Below are 16955 nucleotides of genomic sequence, written 5' to 3'. Positions count from 1 at the left end.
ACGGCAGTTATGATGCTTTTTGATGCGTCTGCTTCTCTACGAGATGCTGCGCTAAGGGTGGTACTCTTTTTGGAAAAACCGCAGAGTAGCCACCACTCATTCTGCCTTTCCTACAAAACTTGCTCTTGATTAAATCCACTAGTTAAGCGTTAAGCGCTTCCTCTTGATGGGTTTCGATTACACAATCAGAAAGGGGCTTGGCCACGCAGGTGAGAACCCATCCTGCGTCAATTTGATCGTTGTCTAAGAAGTTCTGATCATCTTGGTCAATTTCACCTGAAATCAGCTTACCTGTGCAGGTAGAACAAGAACCAGCATTACAGGAATAGGGCAAGTCTAGCTCATATTCCTCGTTAGCGATCTCTAGAATGTATTCATCTTCAGGGACGTCAATTACTTTTTCGCCGTCTGGGGTACGTAATGTAACTTTGTAAGTTGCCATGTAAAAAGTCCTAACTCAATATAAACTCCATTTTCGATACTACGGGTTTATGTGCTGCTAGTCTAGAGTTGATTATGGTTGACTGTTTTAGATTCTCAAACGGTTAGTAGGGGTAGTTGATGTATACCAAAAGCCCCACATCAAAATCACAGAGGGAAAAATGCTACTTAGGCGTAGCTCGTCGTAGACATCGCTTCAGCAAATCCCTCAAATGAACTATAATCTCTAGACACGATAGAGACATTCATACCCAACTTTCGCGCATTAGCAGTTGTATAAGGGCCGAAACATGCAATAATGCAACGTTCATAATCGCTTGGCGAATTGACCATTGTCAAAAAGCTTTCTATTTCCGCTGTGCTACTAAAGGCAATTACATCAATAACTCCTTGACGCATCAGGTTTAATTCAATACCGTAAATACTTTTGTTTAAACCCTGCGTGATATAGGTAGGGACACAAGTTACTTCTATACCCAATCTCTGCAAATCCGTAATTAAATTGGGTACAACATCAGGTTCAGGCAAACCAACCACTTCTGGAGCAGGTATCAGCACTTTTTTATCTTGAACTTGCGGAAGTTTTGCTAATTCAGCCACAATTCCGGCTGGGCTAGATTCTGCTGGAATTAAATCCACCTTGCCACAAAAAGACAATAAGCTTTCTGCATCTTTTCCTAAAGCACATAAGTGACATTTTTGTACCACAGAGATAGGAATATCTAAATCATTCATCCGATGAAAAAATGCAGCGATCCCATTTCTACTGGTGAAGACAATCCAATCAAATTCGTCTATGTGATCTAAAGCAGCATCTAACTCAGTGTAGTTTGATAAATAGCAGGTTTCGATAGTAGGCATGAAAACAGGTAAACCACCTTTCTTGATGATTTGTTCAGACAACCTATAAGCATAATTTCTCGGCGCTGTTACTAAAATTCTCTTCCCATATAGAGGTAACTCTCTAGATGGAGTCAGCAGGTTAATTTCTCTTGATTGGGTGTGCATTTGTTTACCGGAACAGAATTCATGGGTCAGGAGTCAGAATGGGCTAAACCTTAGCTATCCGCTAACAGAATGAATTTTGTACGAGTGGTGGATAGCGCCGGCGGCAAGCGAGTCCACGATAGCGTAGCGTTAGCTCATCCTGGAGCGTCTTGATTCTCGGCTTTGCTCCTGAATTCTGACTCCCGAATTCTTTTTAATAAATCAAATGATGACATACAGCCTCTAATGAGGTCATGGTGTACATATCACATTTGATTCATCACTTGTATGAACATTTTAATGCTATCTTCCACCTTTCCCTACCCACCAACGCGCGGGGGAACCCAAGTCAGGACATTTAATTTACTTAAGTACTTGAGTCAAAACCATAATGTTACCCTCGCGACTCAACGCGAGGGGGATGTTACAGACGCAGAAATAGCAGGACTACGCGATTGTGTGGATCATCTAGCCATTTTTGAACGCCCGCCAGATTCTCAAACCACCGGAATATTCCAGAAAATACAACGATTTGGTAGATTTTTGCAACAGGGAACACCGCCAAGCGTACTCAATCGCTACTCAGCTGAGATGCAAACCTGGGTTAATAACTGGGTGGAAGTGGGGAAATGTGATGTGATTACCTGCGAACATAGCGTCAATGAAATTTATGTCCAGCCACATTTTCAGAAACAGCTAAAAACTATAGTTAATGTTCATAGTTCTGTTTACGCTACTTGTCGTAACCAACTAGCAACCGGCATTTCTGAAAATTCCCTCCGAGACAAAATTAATCTGCCACTTTTGCGTCGTTATGAGCAAAACTACTGTGCTAAATTTTCGGCAATTGTCGCGACAACAGAAGAAGATAAAATTCAACTACAAGAATTTAACCCCAATAGTGAGATTACAGTTATTCCCAATGGCGTAGATTTAGTTTCTTTCCCCAAGCGCACCAAAGATCCCGGCGGACATCGCTTAATTTTTATCGGTGCAATGGACAATTTAGCAAACATTGATGCTGTCTGCTTTTTCAGCAACGAAGTCTTACCAGAAATCCAAAAATTGTATCCTGATACAACTTTCGATATTGTCGGTTCTTATCCAGTGCCAGAAGTTTTAGCACTTAATAAAAAGCCAGGGATTAATGTGCTTGGGCGTGTACCTTCGATGGCAGAATATTTACATCAAGCCACCATCTGTGTTGTATCTATGCGGACTGGGTTTGGCATTAAAAATAAAACTTTAGAGGCAATGGCAGCTGGTATCCCTGTAGTAGCTAGCGATCGCGGTTTAGAAGGATTAGCCGTAGATAGTGCTAGTCATCCATTACGAGCATTACGAGCAAATAAACCGGCAGAATACGTCACCGCTATTAGTCAACTCTTTGAGCATCCACCTCTGCGTTCAAAATTGTCTCACAACGGCAGACAACTGGTAGAAACAGAATTCACTTGGGATATTGCTGGTAAAAGTTATGAACAAGTTTGTCTTGGGAGAGAGTAATACTAATTCATAATTAGCACATACATAAAAATGTTTGGTCTAATTAAGATCCCACCACTAACTTTAGATAAAATCTCGTTGTTTTATTTTATCGGTGTGGGATAAATATCTGTAGAGACGTTGTAGTGCAACGTCTCTACATCGAGCGTGCAAATTATCTTATCTAAATCGTATTGGTTGTTAGTTGGCTTGTAAACAAACACATCAATTATTGTCAAATCTAGTCGAATAACCTAACACAAGTAATTTCTTCTGCTTACGCTTCTTTTTATTTTTGAGAGTAGTCAAATAATTATCAACGTAACGAAAAGCAGCTGCACCGTCGTAATCGGCAATGGCTATAGCTTGCAAGAAAACCTTTGAGGGAATTTCAAACCCTAAAAATTTTTCTGTTAAAATTAATAAATCTTCATCTGTGGCCGGAAAAGTAGTTTCTTCTGTCCCTTCCGAATCATAAAATATATCATCAATTAATGCTTTATACACTTTGTACCTCCCCAAAAGCATAAGATGCAAAGCCTGTGATAAAGTTTAGCTGCTGATCGCGAGTTTGTAAGTTAACTGGGAGTTCAGTACCAGGACATCCTATCTCCCGTAAAATCTCCAAACAATAAGTACTGAGTTGAGTGTATGGAGCTTGCTCCAATTCTTGAGCTACTTCTAGAGCCATCTCCAGATTGACTTGGATAACCGTCTTTACAGGGTTGGTCATAAACACGCCCTCATAAACTGGATGCTCTCAGTTTTGATCACAAGGACAAATAGCGTAACGGTGTTTTTGCGGAATTTATGAAGAAGGGAAATTAAAATATCAGCGCATTTGCGGTAATGTCTTCGAAGTTATGCAAACTAGGCTGAAAGCTAGGCAATTTTGATCTAAGTGTGAACGTTACATTAATACGTATAATTATGTAAAAATAGTAATAAATCTTACTACAGCCTTATAAATATTGCTGTGCCCCTACAGCATGGTCTATTCAACCAAAATCGGCTATCCATCCCAACTCTTAGAGACGCTGCGCGAACGATGGGTGGGAGGGATAGCCGCCCGCCGATTTAGTCATTAGTCATTGGTGCTAATGACTAATGACTCGAAATCCTTCGGCTCCAAGCAGGGGGATGAGTTAATACTTTTCGATTAAAGGAGAAAAGTGAAAGGTAAAGGGTTTAAATTTACCTTTACCCGCAAGCCCATTAACCTTTCCCCAAACGAAAAGAGAGATTCTTGGGTTTATCGAACAGAATAAAGGCATCAGTCGTCAGAATTCAGTTGGGTATTCTGTATGACTGGCGGTGCTTCGCAGCGTTAGCGAGTTCGCGAGCGTCTTTATTCTGACTCCTGAATTCTGACTTCTGAATTCTTCTTCAACCGAAAAGTATTGATGGTCTATTTACTATTAATGAATACTTTAAAAAAGTAAAACAACCTCAACCTATTCTCTTTACTTCAAATCACAATGAATTTGTAGTGTATAAGTCTTATATTTCATTTTTTTTCTAAAATTTCCGCCACAGAATACCCGCATTTTTAGTCCCTTGAACAAATTTCAATAATTTTCGTAAACAAGACTATTTTTCTCTCGCCAGATATATAAAAGACCATTACTTATGTTGAAGTATATTTCATCATAAATTCATAATTCCAGTGAATGTAATATGCGAGTATTACATTGCTCAGGCAAGCTTGATTTGCAAAACTATAAAGGTTATATATTATGTCCATTATTGTTGGTACTCCTAACAATGACTTTTTGGTGGGTACTAGTGGTGACGATCAAATTTCTGGTCGTGGAGGCGATGACAATATCTCTGGTGGTCTGGGAAATGACCTCATTGATGGTGGTGATGGTAATGACACGTTGGCTGGGAATGGCGGTAATGACACATTTAAGGGCAGTCGAGGTGACGACAGCATTAATGGCGCAGATGGTGAGGATACCGCAGACTACAGTAGCTTAGGTAGACGTATCACCTTGTCAGGTGTAGGGACAGTTGAAAAAGCTGGTGGTTTTGGAAAAGACCAACTCTTTCAAGTAGAAAAAGTAATTGCAGATGTCACTGTTGCCAACAACACTATAGATGCATCTCAATCTTTGTCTGGAGTACCTGCCGATGCTGACCTACAAGCCCAAACTATCTCTGCCCTCAATGTTCCTGGCTTAGGAACATTAACATTTAATGTAGTCAACTTTGATAATGTCATCGGCACAATTAACAATGACACCCTGAAGGGCGATAGCCAAAATAACCAATTAACTGGTCTTGCTGGTAATGACCTGATTGATGGTAGAGGTGGCAATGACAGCATTGATGGTGGACTGGGCAATGACACATTGTTTGGTGGTGCAGGTGATGACACCTTTAAAGGTGGTCAAGGCAACGACAGCATTAATGGTGGAGATGGTACGGATACCGCAGACTACAGCAAATTAGGTAAAACCATTACTCTCTCAGGCGTAGGGACAGTTACCAAAGCTGATGGATTAGGTAAAGACGAACTTTTTCAAGTAGAAAAGGTAATTGCTGATGCTAGCGTTGCCAACAACACTATAGATGCTTCCGCATCTTTAGCTGGTGTAGCTGCCAATGCTGACCTACAAGCCCAAACTATCTCTGCCCTTAACGTTCCTGGTTTGGGAACATTAACATTTAATGTAGTCAACTTTGATAATGTCATCGGCACAATTAACAATGACACCCTGAAAGGCGATAGCCAAAATAACCAATTAACTGGTCTTGCTGGTAATGACTTGATTGATGGTAGAGGTGGCAACGACCTGATTGATGGTGGACAAGGCCGTGACACCTTGTTAGGTGGTGCAGGTAATGACACCATTAAGGGTAGTCAGGGTAACGACAGCATTAATGGTGGAGTTGGTACAGATACCGTAGACTACAGCAAGCTGGGTCAAACCATTACTCTCTCAGAAGTAGGGACAGTTAAAAAAGCTGGCGGATTGGGTCAAGACACTCTATCTCAAGTAGAAAAGATTATTGCTGATGCTAGTGTTGCTAACAACACCATAGATGCTTCCGCATCTTTAGCTGGTGTATCGATCACGGCTAATCTACAAAGCCAAACTTTGACAGCCAATAACGTTCCTGGTCTGGGGACATTGCCATTTACTGTAGTCAACTTTGATGATGTCATTGGTACAAATGAAAGTGACTTCATTGCTGGTGATAGCCAAAGTAATAAATTAACTGGTCTTGCTGGTAATGACACATTTAAGGGCAGTCGAGGTAACGACAGCATCAATGGTGGAAAGGGCTTTGATACTGTAGACTACAGCAGCTTAGGTAGACGTATCACCTTGTCAGGTGTAGGGACAGTTGAAAAAGCTGGTGGTTTTGGAACAGACACAGTTTTTCAAGTAGAAAGGGTGATTGCTGATGCCAGTGTTGCCAACAACACTATAGATGCATCTCAATCTTTGTCTGGAGTACCTGCCGATGCTGACCTACAAGCCCAAACTATCTCTGCCCTCAATGTTCCTAATTTAGGAACATTAACATTTAATGTAGTCAACTTTGTCAATGTCATCGGCACAATTAACAATGACACCCTGAAGGGCGATAGCCAAAATAACCAATTAACCGGTCTTGCTGGTAATGACCTGATTGATGGTAGGGGTGGCAATGACCTGATTGATGGTGGACTGGGCAATGACACATTGTTCGGTGGTGCAGGCGATGATACCTTCAAGGGCAGTCGAGGCAATGACAGCATTGATGGTGGAGATGGTACGGATACCGCAGACTACAGCAGACTGGGTAGAACCATCACCCTATCAGGTGTAGGGACAATTACCAAAGCTGGTGGATTTGGAACAGACCAAGTTTTGAAAGTAGAAACGGTTATTGCTGATGCTAGTGTTGCCAATAACACCATAGATTCCTCCCAATCTCTTGCTGGGGTATCTGTCATCGCTAACCTACAGGAGCAAACTATCTCTGCTCTTAACGTTCCTAGTCTAGGGACAATAACATTTAATGTACTCAACTTTGATAATCTCATTGGTACAAATGCAAGTGACAGCATTACTGGCGATAGCCAAAATAACCGGTTAGAAGGTAAAGATGGTAATGACACTATCTCCGCTGGCTTTGGTAATGACTCCATCATTGGTGGAGAAGGTAATGATGTTATTAGCGGTGGTTTCGGTGCAGATAAGTTTATCTTCAACAGCCTCAAGGACGGTCTTGACACCATCAAAGATTACAATTTTGGTCAAAGTGACGTAATCCAAGTTTCTAAAACAGGGTTTGGTACTACTAGCCTCAGTGACTTTTCTTACAACAATACTAACGGTAATTTGTCTTTCCAAGGAACTCAGTTCGCCTTCCTTGAAAATCTCTCATCCGATTTGAGTATTCAGTTAGTCTAAAACTATTACTAGTCATAACTCAATGACAATTTAAAGCTTTTTAAGTTTGTTATGGAAGTACTGACTAGTAATTGATCAATAACAAATTGAGCGTGGTAGATACACAATTACTTGTGTGTTAACTAGGCTAAACCTGTGTTGCAAAAATGATGTTAGATTGTCAACTATTAACAGCTAGCTATCAACTAGTTTTTGCAACATAAACATTAAGCATACTAATTGTTTAATCTTCTTTAAGATTGGCATTACATTGCCTTGCTTTAGTGTTTATTTTTTGCATTTTGATGATATTATTTTTTTAACTAATTTAAAAGTAAGCTCTGTGTCATTGTATGATCAATCAGTTGTTTAAGTTTACTGTCAAATATTTACCAGCAATTACAGCTATAATAACTTTTCTTCCGTTACCAGCTAAAGCAGCTACATTTTTAGTAAATGAGCGTACTGATTTAGCTGGTAATGATGAAGTAGATTGGTTAAGTTTAGGTAAAGTCTTTAATCCTGTATCTCCTGATTTTTCTGCTTTTTTACCGAACTCTTTCTCAACAATATCTCAGGATGGTTTAGGGTTGGATATAAATATAGCTCCAACTAATAATCCTCAGGTTACTCCACCGTTTGTCTTTCAAACTTTACCTCCTCCTGGTATTCGGACTAATTTCGCCCAAGGAGATTTTATTCTCTTCGGAGGTATAGACCCAACAGGTTTTATTCCTCTTCCTCCTGGGACTCCTGATCCTGGTACTTTGGGGAACGGCGGGCCTTTTAGCATTAGTTTTGACCAGCCTGTTTTTGGTGCTGGTACTCAGATAGCTGTAGACGTTAGTAATTTAGAAGTTGAAACTTTTATTGACGCTTTTGATAATGTCAATAACCTGTTGGGTAGTTTCTCAGTTCTGAGTACTTCGTCGCTAGCATTAGATAATTCAGCAGTGTTTTTAGGGATTCGTAGCGACACTCCAAACATCTCACGACTTGTTTTTAGTAGTTCTGCTCCACAATACGGCTTGGCCATTAATAAGTTAAGCATTATTGCAATTCCCGAACCGACTTATACCTTGGCGATATTAGCTTTTGGTGTTTCAGGTGCTATTTTAAAACGACGCCAACGCCTTGACAATTCCACAACGTCTAAATAGATTTTGTTTCATAAATTTAGGCGTTTCACAAATATAGGACTCTGATTTGATTGTTGAAAATATGCTGAGATTAAAAATACGATTTTATCCAGTTTTTATCTAAAACATTGTTCAACAATCAGATGTGATTCCTACACTCAAACTTATCTATGCATCTAAGTTCCATATACTTGTTATCTTTAACCAAATCAAAGTCAATGTCATACAAAGAATTAGAACACATCATAGACACTAAAATACAAAAAGCCATACGTAGACACGAGACTATAGTTGCTTTCATTAGTAGTATTATTGGTTTGATTTTTATAGTGGGTTTGTTCCATGCTATTTTGCTCAATCACAGTCAAATTAATGCATTCTGCTTGAACTGATTATTCAATTCAATGGATTTTTACGCTTAAGCTTTCCCTAATGTCCATAAAACTAATCCAAGTTACACATATTTTTTATAAAAGGGGATTGCACCTATGAATAGTAAAAATAATGGCAGGCCTATATTCGTCTTATTTTTGATTGTATTTATAGACTTGCTCGGTTTTGGAATTATCCTGCCGATACTGCCTTTGTATGCTGAACAATTCGGCGCACAACCTAATGAAGCGACTCTACTTGTAGCTATTTATTCTTTAATGCAGTTCTTATTTGCACCATTATGGGGCAGATTTAGCGATCGCTACGGTCGTCGTCCGATTTTATTACTCACTTTATTTGGTTCTGTAATAGCATACGCAGGGTTAGGCTTTGCCAACTCATTATGGATTTTGTTTTTCGCTCGTAGTCTGGCGGGGATTATGGCAGGGAATATCTCTACTGCTCAGGCGTACATCGCAGATATTACCACGCCAGTTAATCGCGCTCGTGGCATGGGCATAATCGGAGCAGCTTTTGGTCTTGGCTTCATTCTCGGCCCAGCAATCGGAGGTCTTTTAATCGGGTCAGATCCAGACAACGCTAACTTTCATCTACCGTCGTTGTTTGCAGCCGGATTATCTTTATTGGCATTGCTTTGTGCTTTGGTATTACTTCCAGAATCCCTAAATTCTGAGACTAGAGCCAAAATGCAAGCTAATCGCTACCGTCAACGGCGGCTGAACTTGCTACAAGTGTTGCAGCGTCCACAGTTTTGCGTGCTTGTTGGCATCTACTTTTTTGTTACCTTTGCTGTTGCAGCTATGGACTCTACATTAGCTTTATGGTCTAAGCACCAATTAAACTGGGGCCCTCAACAAACAAGTTATCTTTTTGCCTTCATGGGGATTGTCAGCACAATCATTCAAGGAGGACTCCTCGGATTTTTCAAGAAACAATTGGGTGAAATAAAGTTACTTACCTGGGGGATAGTAGGGTTAGGTTTAGGATTACTATTAATTGGATTAATTAGATTCTCACAAAGCTTAATTTTGTTGTTGGTCGCCACCACCCTTGTAGCATGGGGAATTAGTATTAGCCAACCAATATTAAACAGTCTGATTTCCCAGATGACAGCCCCAGAAGAACAAGGACAAATATTAGGAATTGCCAGTTCTTGCTCTGCTTTGGCACGCATCGGTGGCCCAATATGGGCGGGGGTTAGTTTTATGAAATTTGGTAGTTCTACTCCTTTTTTGAGTGGATTTTTAGTAATGCTAGTAGCTTTGGCTCTTAGTTTACGAGTTACTAAAAGTGCATCTGAATCAAACACAGAACGTATCGCCTGATAATTTAGGTATTAGAGGATCTCTTAAAAGTTATGGCTGATGTATCCAAAACTTTAGATCCTCCTAAGTCCTCCTTAAAAAGGAGGACTTTGAGAAGGTTATTCCCCCTTTTTATTAAAAATTACGAATTACGAATTACGAATTACGAATTAATATGACAGGTCGCCGAGTATTGTTTTTAGGCATCTTTGTAAGCATCCTTCTCACCTACGCAATTTGGATCGGTGGGAGCATTCCTGCAAGCATCATCAAACTTCCTGATCAAGGATTAAATTGGTACTACTGGAAGCTTCCCCAACCAACTTTTTGGAGTCGAGCGACGGCTTGGGGTATGTACCTTGGGCATCAGTTTAGCATCTGGGCGTGTATTTTGTGGGCGCAGCGATCGCAGTTGAAATACAAATCAGCGTTGCACCCGATTAATTACCTCATGCTGGCCATTAATGGTGCATTCATTGCATTACACTTTCTCCAGACTTATATCTGGTACGATGCTCTCGCTCAAGATACTTCGATTTGGGCTTCCCAAGGTGCGGTTGTACTTCTACTGGTGTTCGTACTGATTTTAGAAACGCCTCGACGCGGTTTGTTTTTTGGCAATTCTGTTCCATTCCATCAACAGTTTTTGCAAATTATCAAGCTGTACCACGGCTACTTTTTCTCCTTCGCCGCTATCTATACCTTCTGGTATCATCCAATGGAAGCGACTTCGGGGCACTTAATTGGTTTTCTCTATATGTTCTTGCTTCTGCTCCAATCGTCGTTGATCTTTAACCGCACCCATGTAAATCGTTGGTGGACATTCTCTTTGGAAATTACGGTGCTTTTACATAGTGTCATTGTGTCGTGGATGCTAGGACAAACCAAGTGGCCAACATTTCTCTTTGGTTTTCTCGGCATTATGGTGCTTACTCAGCTTCACGGTTTACCTCTAGGTATCTGGACTAAACGTACTATCTACGGAGCCTTTCTAGTGAGTGTACTGGCCGTTTATGCACTGACAGAACGCGGTTTGGGTAGAATTTACGAAATAACTTATATCCCTCTGATTGAGTTTGGGCTAGTTGGCGCAATTTACTTAATTTTCCTGATCATCTTATGGACAATTTCCCGTTTACCTATGAAGACGTAATACGATCCCTGGGAAAATTTCACAGGTTTGTAGTAAGGACTAAAGTCCTTTCTCCGATACGCTATGCTGTAAGCGCAGCTATGCCCAAAGGGCTTTACAAAATCAGGACTGAAGTCCTGACTAGGAACATTTTTTACTCAGGTTGATTAGCCGGATATGCTATAAATAAATATTACAAAACTCAAAAATTTACTCACCACTACCAAGAGTTTTTTGCTGTTGATAACGCAGTTTAAACTGCTGTTGCTGTATTTTATGATCCACAATTGGGTCGGGATAGCCAACAGCATGACGTTCTAAAGGTGGAATTTTACCAGTAACTAAATATTCGGTATCTACAGACCGCAATTCTGATACCCATTGCCGAATATATTCCCCCTCTGGATCAAATTTTTGTGTTTGACTAGCTGGGTTAAAAATCCGCACAGGTTTCGGGTCCATACCGCTAGAAGCACTCCATTGCCAACCGCCATTATTAGCAGATAAATCACCATCAATCAGCTTTTGCATAAAGTATTTTTCTCCCAATTGGGGATTAATTAGCAAGTCTTTGGTGAGGAAACTGGCGACAATCATCCGACAACGGTTATGCATCCAGCCACTTTCGTTTAACTGACGCATTGCTGCATCCACAATTGGGTAGCCAGTTCTTCCTTCACACCAAGCTTGGAAATGTTCTTCGTTTGTTTCCCAAGGAAAGTTCTTAAAGGTTTCACGGAAAGCACCATCAGCTAATTCGGGGAAGTTATACATTGCATGTTGATAAAACTCCCGCCAAGCTAATTCCTGCTGCCATGTGCGGATATTAACTGCTGTTTCCTCACTGCGGCTATTTTCTAGTGCTTCTATAGTGGCTTGCCAAACGGTGCGAATGCCAATTACGCCAAATTTCAAAGCTGCACTGAGTTGCGATGTTCCATCAACTGCGGGAAAATTTCGCTGTTCTTGATATTCAGTAATAGCTTTAGCAGTAAATTCTTCTAGCCGTTCTTGCGCTGCCACCTCTCCCGGTGAAATAATCAATTGTTCATCCCAGATAAATCCTAAATCTTTCGCTGAAGGTAATGCGTTCGCTCCTGCAAGTTTTGCAATTTTCTGTTCAGCTTCCGTTAACCCCTCAACATTTTGCAGTGTTTCTACTGGTTGAGCCTTCGGTTTAGTAATCCAATTTTTCCAGAAGGGTGTGTAAACGGTGTAAGGACTGTTACCACCAGTGCGGATTTCATCTGGGGAGTTGAGGATTTGATCCCAGTTTTGGTTAAGAAACTCAATGCCTTTTTCTTTGAGAGCATTTATAACAGTGCGATCGCGTTCTTGCGAATAAGGTTCTACATCCCAGTTCCAAAAAACAGCTTTAGCTGTTAAAGCCTCTGCTAAAGCTGGTATCGCTTGTACAGGATCAGCATGGAGGATTAATAACTGGCTACCAACTTGAGCATATCGCTCTTGGAGTTTCTGCAAACAGCCAATCATATAAGTTACTCTCACAGGAGCAACATCATCCCGTTCTAGAATATGCGGATCAAGGCAAAATACACCTACCACCTTCGGACTCCGCCGTTTTGCCGCAGCCAGTCCCGTATTATCAGAAATGCGTAAATCGCGCCGATGCCAAAACAGAATTAAGTCAGACATTTCATGCTGTATATAGTTCACCCGTACTAGCTTAGATGTTAGTGGTACCAATGAACATCATTCTGGCGATAAATTTATTCTGTGAATGGGCATTGGGCATTGGGCATTGGGAAAAGACTTATTGCAACTTCTCTCATTCCCCATTCCCCACTCCCCATTCCCCATTCCCCGGTTTGTCAGTCGGGAATAGTGGCTTATTAGCTCAAAGTTGAGTATACTCTTCTTAACAGTTAATTAGTCTTTTTGGTCATGGCTAACCTACTACTTGATGACGGTACGATTGAGAGCGATTTAGGCGAAATAGCTCGTGAACTTGCGCCTCTTGGCATTCAACTCAGACATTACGACCCAGGAACATCGCTCCTCTTTCCTAATCTGTTAGACCAGGCCGTTTTAACTGAGTCAGAGAAACGTTATTGTGTAGAACTCCATAACAGCGTCTTTGAATTTATTCAGCAAGAAAATGGCGCTCTCTGGTGTGACTTGCTAAACGTGCATCCAGGTTCCTTGAATCTTCACCACCTGATAACAACCTACGGCCGTTACCATACTCATCCTGCGGCTGAACCCCTCTACGTGTTGGCAGGGGAAATGATTTATGGCTTCGTGCGACCTGATGGTAGCCAGGTACAGCTTTTAGTTCAGGCACAAGACTATCTCTACATTCCCGCCGACGTTGAGCATTGGTGTAGCCCAACTGCATCGTTGAATTTCAAAGGGATACGCTATTTTGCGATCGCAGAAGGTTGGGTTCCTAATTATACAGGTACTCAAGTTAGTGATTCCCTCAATAAGCCGCGTTAAGGCTTATTTTATAATCGCAAACTGTGATATTTATTACTTAATGCTTTAATTCAAAACTCAATGTCCATCGATAACGTTTGCCGCTATCTTTCAGAACAGTATCCCAAAAGCTTTGCCACCTGGTTGTTAGATAGAACCCCAGCAGACGTTAAAGACCTTAAAACTGAGTTGAGCGTTGAGCCAGTTCATCGCTTCCGTTCAATTCGGATTTGGGAGCAAGACCCCACTCCTTTGCTAGCGTCTGTTGGTCTTCTACCCTTAGCAGTTCTGGCGCGAACAGATGCCCCTGAATCCTTGCGATTTCTCGACAGCAGCCGACTTGATAAACTGGTTAAATAATGTTATTTAGGGCTGAAAAATTCACTCAACTTCCTCACAGAGAATTAACAGTTTTTCCATCGCCTCTGCTAAAGAAATCAATTCTATCCAAGAGGAACCACTAACTAGATTTTGGGCGTGAGCTAATCGGTTTCGCAACTGTTCAGCAGACTTGAGGAAGCGTTCGCCAAACCGTTTGGACTTTAATCCTAGTTGTTCAAGAAGTTCTGGCTGATTTAAAATCAACTCTCGCTTATCACAGAATTGCAGATAATCTAACAAATCGGTAGCTTCGTTTCTTTCTTGGCTTTCTCGCCATAGCCGTTGAGCAACTTCTAAGCGTTCAGGTTTGAGGACTTTTTGCCAAGAATCTTGGGGATAGTAAATCCGCACCAGCCGCAGCAAATTCATTTCTAGCAGCGTTACCAAGCCAAACAGTAACATTCTTACGGGTGCTTTCTGCAAGTCGCCACAGGTAACAATACCACTTACCTGATTGCAGTCCAAGACAAATAATCGCGGAGTTTGTTGCAAAATGGGTAGCAACTTCATGAGTGGGGTGGAAATGGCAATTAGTTCTTTTGGATGAAACACCCGTTGATAGTCGCTACATTTGCCTTCTTTGCCTGGAATCAAGCTAGAGCGTTCTACATAACCGCTAATAATATCTCCCGTCTCAACGCCGATAACATCAAAATTCTGTGCCTGCATCCAATGCAGCACTTCTTTCGCCTCCGCATCAGCTGGCATAGCTTTCAGGGGTTCTGCCACGTATTCAATAGTGATATTGTTCTCGAATAAACTCCGCAGGTCTTGAGAGCGCGATTTTAGGTGTTTCATCCCCCGGCTGTGAACTCACGTTAAATAATCCTACGGCACTCACGCAATGTCTGCGACGGGCTACGCCTACGCCAGCAGAATTTTCTGCTAGATTTCCTTGCATAGACCTAGCCCACTGTAGGCATCGCTATCCCAACAAATACCATAGAGTCATGTTATACCATCTTAGTTGGTAGTGTTTAGTGCTGATTTAGACAATTTCAAGTAACAAAATATTTCGCATCTAGAAAAAAATAAATATATATGTAGTTAACTATATGAGATTAGTTAATTAATTTGCGGTAAAAATGCCGAAAATCTTGAAAAAAAAATGTTATTACTAAAACCACATATAGAATTGATACTTGGTAGAATTTTACCAAGATAACCAAAATTGATAATATTATTATGCCAAGAAAAGAACAAGGATGGGTTACATTTCAAACTTCAGAGGACGAGCGGAAGATTCTAGAGGAGTTCTGCGAACACTCTCAACGCACCAAGACTGAGATTCTGCGGGAACTTGTGCGTAGTCTCACTCAGCACTCCTCAACACCAATATCACCACCAACTCAGCAGGAAAAACAGGAAGATATCTATTACACTCAAAAGCCTGACATAGAAAGTAGTATTCAAAAGAAATCACTAAAAGTTAGCTCTCGCAATATTCTTAAAGGTGTGGTTAAACGAGTTGTTTATGGAGCCGTTAATAGTGAGGTAACTCTGGAGATTATTCATAAAGTAGAATTAACCTCAATCATCACTAGAGCTTCCGCAGAAGAGTTGGAACTATCTGAGGGAAAAGAAGCTTATGCAGTCATTAAATCTAACGATATTGTGATTGCTAGAGAATAGAAATACTTAATTTTAGGCATTGGCTATTAATTTTTGATTCTGGAGAACTGCGAGAGAAATTGAGTGTATGTAGTTGATGCGATGTCTAGGTTGGGCTATTCGGCATCGCAGATTCAAAGGAAGTATAAAACTGGAACTAGACTGCCTCAAAATCCACTATTGCTACCAAAGACCATGTCGCAAGGTCTTGTTGTGCTGGGCTGAGAAATCTCCACGATCGCAAAGTCGCCATGAAATGCACAACCACGCATAGCCTTCAAAAATTGATCCATTGTTCAATTTCATAGATTTGCAGATTAGAGATAAGAGGATGTTTATAAATCAAATATTAAGGTATATTTGGTGCGTTACGACCGAATCATATTTTCTCTCAAAATCATATACCGTCGTCAGTCTAACACACCCTACTATAAATTTTATCTTTATTTTATAAACACTATCTAAGGATGAAGTGATATGGAACCGATTCGTATTTTTTACTTTTCCGATGTTCTCTGCGTTTGGGCTTATATTGCTCAGATTCGTTTGGATGAGTTGACAACAACCTTTGAAGACAAGATTGCGATCGCACAGCACTTTGTCCCCGTCTTTGGTGTTGCTCGTGAAAAACTGGAAAACCGATGGTGCGATCGCGGTGGATTGCAAGGATACAGCAATCATGTTCAAGAGGTTGTGAAAAAGTTCGATCACATCACCGTTCATCCTGATATTTGGACTCACGTTACACCATTTTCATCGACATCTTGTCATTTGTTTCTCCATGCGATTCAATTACTAGAAACGAAGGGTTTAGTAGAGCGAAATCAACAGGTATTTGAAAAAGCAACCTGGGCATTTCGGGAGGCGTTTTTTACTCAACTGGCAAACATTTCTGACCGCAAGGTGCAATTTGGAATTGCGGAGGAGTTAAGACTGCCGATCGCAGCTATCGAAGCTCAAATCGATAGTGGTGAGGCTTATGCCAAGCTATCCCAGGATTTTGAATTAGTCAAAGAGCATACAGTTACAGTCAGCCCCACCCTAATTTTTAATGAAGGACGGCAGAGACTCAACGGCAATGTGGGCTATCGGGTCATCGAAGCCAATATTCGGGAGTTACTGCACAATCCGCCGGGAGAACAATCCTGGTGTTAGGGATATTGCGTTAAAAGAGCCACAAAACTAGGGCGTGTCATCAATTAGGTAAACTAGAATCAGAACTGGTGAAAAACTAGAATCAGAACTGGTGAAAAAG

16 protein-coding genes are annotated in these 16955 nt (G+C 40.9%); 9 read left to right on the top strand and 7 right to left on the bottom strand.

Features of this window, described 5'->3' with window-relative positions:
• Positions 1–142: 142 nt before the first annotated feature.
• Positions 143–442, bottom strand: a complete 300-nt coding sequence (locus tag A4S05_RS26305) for a 2Fe-2S iron-sulfur cluster-binding protein (protein WP_069072737.1) — start codon at positions 440–442, stop codon at positions 143–145.
• A 167-nt stretch (positions 443–609) separates the two neighbouring features.
• Positions 610–1449, bottom strand: a complete 840-nt coding sequence (locus A4S05_RS26300) for a uroporphyrinogen-III synthase (RefSeq protein WP_069072736.1) — start codon at positions 1447–1449, stop codon at positions 610–612.
• Positions 1450–1716: 267 nt separating this feature from the next.
• Between A4S05_RS26300 and A4S05_RS26295 the strand changes: the two genes are divergently transcribed.
• The gene (locus A4S05_RS26295; protein WP_069072735.1) at positions 1717–2934 is read left to right on the top strand and encodes a glycosyltransferase family 4 protein; all 1218 of its coding nucleotides are present in this window, start codon (positions 1717–1719) and stop codon (positions 2932–2934) included.
• Between the two features lie 204 nt (positions 2935–3138).
• Here the strand turns inward: A4S05_RS26295 and A4S05_RS26290 are convergent, their stop codons facing one another.
• Both A4S05_RS26290 and A4S05_RS26285 read right to left on the bottom strand, forming a co-directional pair.
• On the bottom strand, positions 3139–3420 hold the full coding sequence (locus A4S05_RS26290; protein ID WP_069072734.1) for a hypothetical protein: 282 nt from the start codon (positions 3418–3420) through the stop codon (positions 3139–3141).
• A complete protein-coding gene (locus A4S05_RS26285) occupies positions 3413–3646 on the bottom strand; it encodes a hypothetical protein (RefSeq protein ID WP_069072733.1) in 234 nt (77 codons plus the stop codon). The genes A4S05_RS26290 and A4S05_RS26285 overlap by 8 nt, the downstream gene beginning before the upstream one ends.
• A gap of 1003 nt (positions 3647–4649) precedes the next feature.
• On the opposite strand from A4S05_RS26285, the gene A4S05_RS26280 reads away from it, so the two are divergent.
• The 4 genes from A4S05_RS26280 to A4S05_RS26265 all read left to right on the top strand — a co-directional run bounded on the left by A4S05_RS26280 (position 4650) and on the right by A4S05_RS26265 (position 11290).
• Complete coding sequence (locus A4S05_RS26280) at positions 4650–7322, top strand: beta strand repeat-containing protein (RefSeq protein ID WP_069072732.1); 2673 nt, start codon at positions 4650–4652, stop codon at positions 7320–7322.
• Positions 7323–7654: 332 nt separating this feature from the next.
• Complete coding sequence (locus tag A4S05_RS26275) at positions 7655–8461, top strand: hypothetical protein (RefSeq protein WP_069072731.1); 807 nt, start codon at positions 7655–7657, stop codon at positions 8459–8461.
• Positions 8462–8928: 467 nt separating this feature from the next.
• Positions 8929–10158 (top strand): MFS transporter, encoded by a 1230-nt coding sequence (locus A4S05_RS26270; RefSeq protein WP_069072730.1) that lies wholly within the window; start codon positions 8929–8931, stop codon positions 10156–10158.
• A 154-nt stretch (positions 10159–10312) separates the two neighbouring features.
• Positions 10313–11290 carry a hypothetical protein gene (locus A4S05_RS26265; RefSeq protein WP_069072729.1) on the top strand — a complete coding sequence of 326 codons (978 nt, stop codon included), beginning with the start codon at positions 10313–10315 and terminating at the stop codon, positions 11288–11290.
• Between the two features lie 189 nt (positions 11291–11479).
• Here the strand turns inward: A4S05_RS26265 and A4S05_RS26260 are convergent, their stop codons facing one another.
• Positions 11480–12925, bottom strand: a complete 1446-nt coding sequence (locus A4S05_RS26260) for a deoxyribodipyrimidine photo-lyase, 8-HDF type (RefSeq protein ID WP_069072728.1) — start codon at positions 12923–12925, stop codon at positions 11480–11482.
• A gap of 249 nt (positions 12926–13174) precedes the next feature.
• Between A4S05_RS26260 and A4S05_RS26255 the strand changes: the two genes are divergently transcribed.
• The gene (locus A4S05_RS26255) at positions 13175–13729 is read left to right on the top strand and encodes a 1,2-dihydroxy-3-keto-5-methylthiopentene dioxygenase (protein WP_069072727.1); all 555 of its coding nucleotides are present in this window, start codon (positions 13175–13177) and stop codon (positions 13727–13729) included.
• Positions 13730–13789: 60 nt separating this feature from the next.
• Complete coding sequence (locus A4S05_RS26250; RefSeq protein WP_069072726.1) at positions 13790–14068, top strand: RpnC/YadD family protein; 279 nt, start codon at positions 13790–13792, stop codon at positions 14066–14068.
• A gap of 21 nt (positions 14069–14089) precedes the next feature.
• Here A4S05_RS26250 and A4S05_RS26245 read toward each other — a convergent pair whose 3' ends face one another.
• Positions 14090–14887, bottom strand: coding sequence for a hypothetical protein (locus A4S05_RS26245; protein ID WP_069072725.1), 798 nt, complete (start codon positions 14885–14887; stop codon positions 14090–14092).
• A 387-nt stretch (positions 14888–15274) separates the two neighbouring features.
• Here A4S05_RS26245 and A4S05_RS26240 point away from each other — a divergent pair, with 387 nt between their 5' ends.
• Entirely contained in the window at positions 15275–15721 is a 447-nt protein-coding gene (locus A4S05_RS26240; RefSeq protein ID WP_069072724.1) for a TOBE domain-containing protein, read from the top strand.
• Between the two features lie 146 nt (positions 15722–15867).
• Here A4S05_RS26240 and A4S05_RS42715 read toward each other — a convergent pair whose 3' ends face one another.
• Positions 15868–15993 carry a TIGR03032 family protein gene (locus A4S05_RS42715; protein WP_218107986.1) on the bottom strand — a complete coding sequence of 42 codons (126 nt, stop codon included), beginning with the start codon at positions 15991–15993 and terminating at the stop codon, positions 15868–15870.
• Positions 15994–16177: 184 nt separating this feature from the next.
• Here A4S05_RS42715 and A4S05_RS26235 point away from each other — a divergent pair, with 184 nt between their 5' ends.
• A complete protein-coding gene (locus A4S05_RS26235) occupies positions 16178–16855 on the top strand; it encodes a DsbA family oxidoreductase (protein ID WP_069072723.1) in 678 nt (225 codons plus the stop codon).
• The last annotated feature ends 100 nt before the right edge of the window (positions 16856–16955 follow it).

The organism is Nostoc sp. KVJ20 (genome assembly GCF_001712795.1).
Classification (GTDB): Bacteria; Cyanobacteriota; Cyanobacteriia; order Cyanobacteriales; family Nostocaceae; genus Nostoc.
Note: the sequence above shows the minus strand (reverse complement) of the source record. Positions and strands in the feature narration are given on the sequence as shown.

Coding starts and splice junctions, on each gene's coding strand:
- A4S05_RS26305 (WP_069072737.1), bottom strand. CDS start 442: ATGGCAACTTACAAAGTTACATTACGTACCCCAGACGGCGAAAAAGTA.
- A4S05_RS26300 (WP_069072736.1), bottom strand. CDS start 1,449: ATGCACACCCAATCAAGAGAAATTAACCTGCTGACTCCATCTAGAGAG.
- A4S05_RS26295 (WP_069072735.1), top strand. CDS start 1,717: ATGAACATTTTAATGCTATCTTCCACCTTTCCCTACCCACCAACGCGC.
- A4S05_RS26285 (WP_069072733.1), bottom strand. CDS start 3,646: ATGACCAACCCTGTAAAGACGGTTATCCAAGTCAATCTGGAGATGGCT.
- A4S05_RS26280 (WP_069072732.1), top strand. CDS start 4,650: ATGTCCATTATTGTTGGTACTCCTAACAATGACTTTTTGGTGGGTACT.
- A4S05_RS26275 (WP_069072731.1), top strand. CDS start 7,655: ATGATCAATCAGTTGTTTAAGTTTACTGTCAAATATTTACCAGCAATT.
- A4S05_RS26270 (WP_069072730.1), top strand. CDS start 8,929: ATGAATAGTAAAAATAATGGCAGGCCTATATTCGTCTTATTTTTGATT.
- A4S05_RS26265 (WP_069072729.1), top strand. CDS start 10,313: ATGACAGGTCGCCGAGTATTGTTTTTAGGCATCTTTGTAAGCATCCTT.
- A4S05_RS26260 (WP_069072728.1), bottom strand. CDS start 12,925: ATGTCTGACTTAATTCTGTTTTGGCATCGGCGCGATTTACGCATTTCT.
- A4S05_RS26255 (WP_069072727.1), top strand. CDS start 13,175: ATGGCTAACCTACTACTTGATGACGGTACGATTGAGAGCGATTTAGGC.
- A4S05_RS26250 (WP_069072726.1), top strand. CDS start 13,790: ATGTCCATCGATAACGTTTGCCGCTATCTTTCAGAACAGTATCCCAAA.
- A4S05_RS26245 (WP_069072725.1), bottom strand. CDS start 14,887: ATGAAACACCTAAAATCGCGCTCTCAAGACCTGCGGAGTTTATTCGAG.
- A4S05_RS26240 (WP_069072724.1), top strand. CDS start 15,275: ATGCCAAGAAAAGAACAAGGATGGGTTACATTTCAAACTTCAGAGGAC.
- A4S05_RS42715 (WP_218107986.1), bottom strand. CDS start 15,993: ATGGATCAATTTTTGAAGGCTATGCGTGGTTGTGCATTTCATGGCGAC.
- A4S05_RS26235 (WP_069072723.1), top strand. CDS start 16,178: ATGGAACCGATTCGTATTTTTTACTTTTCCGATGTTCTCTGCGTTTGG.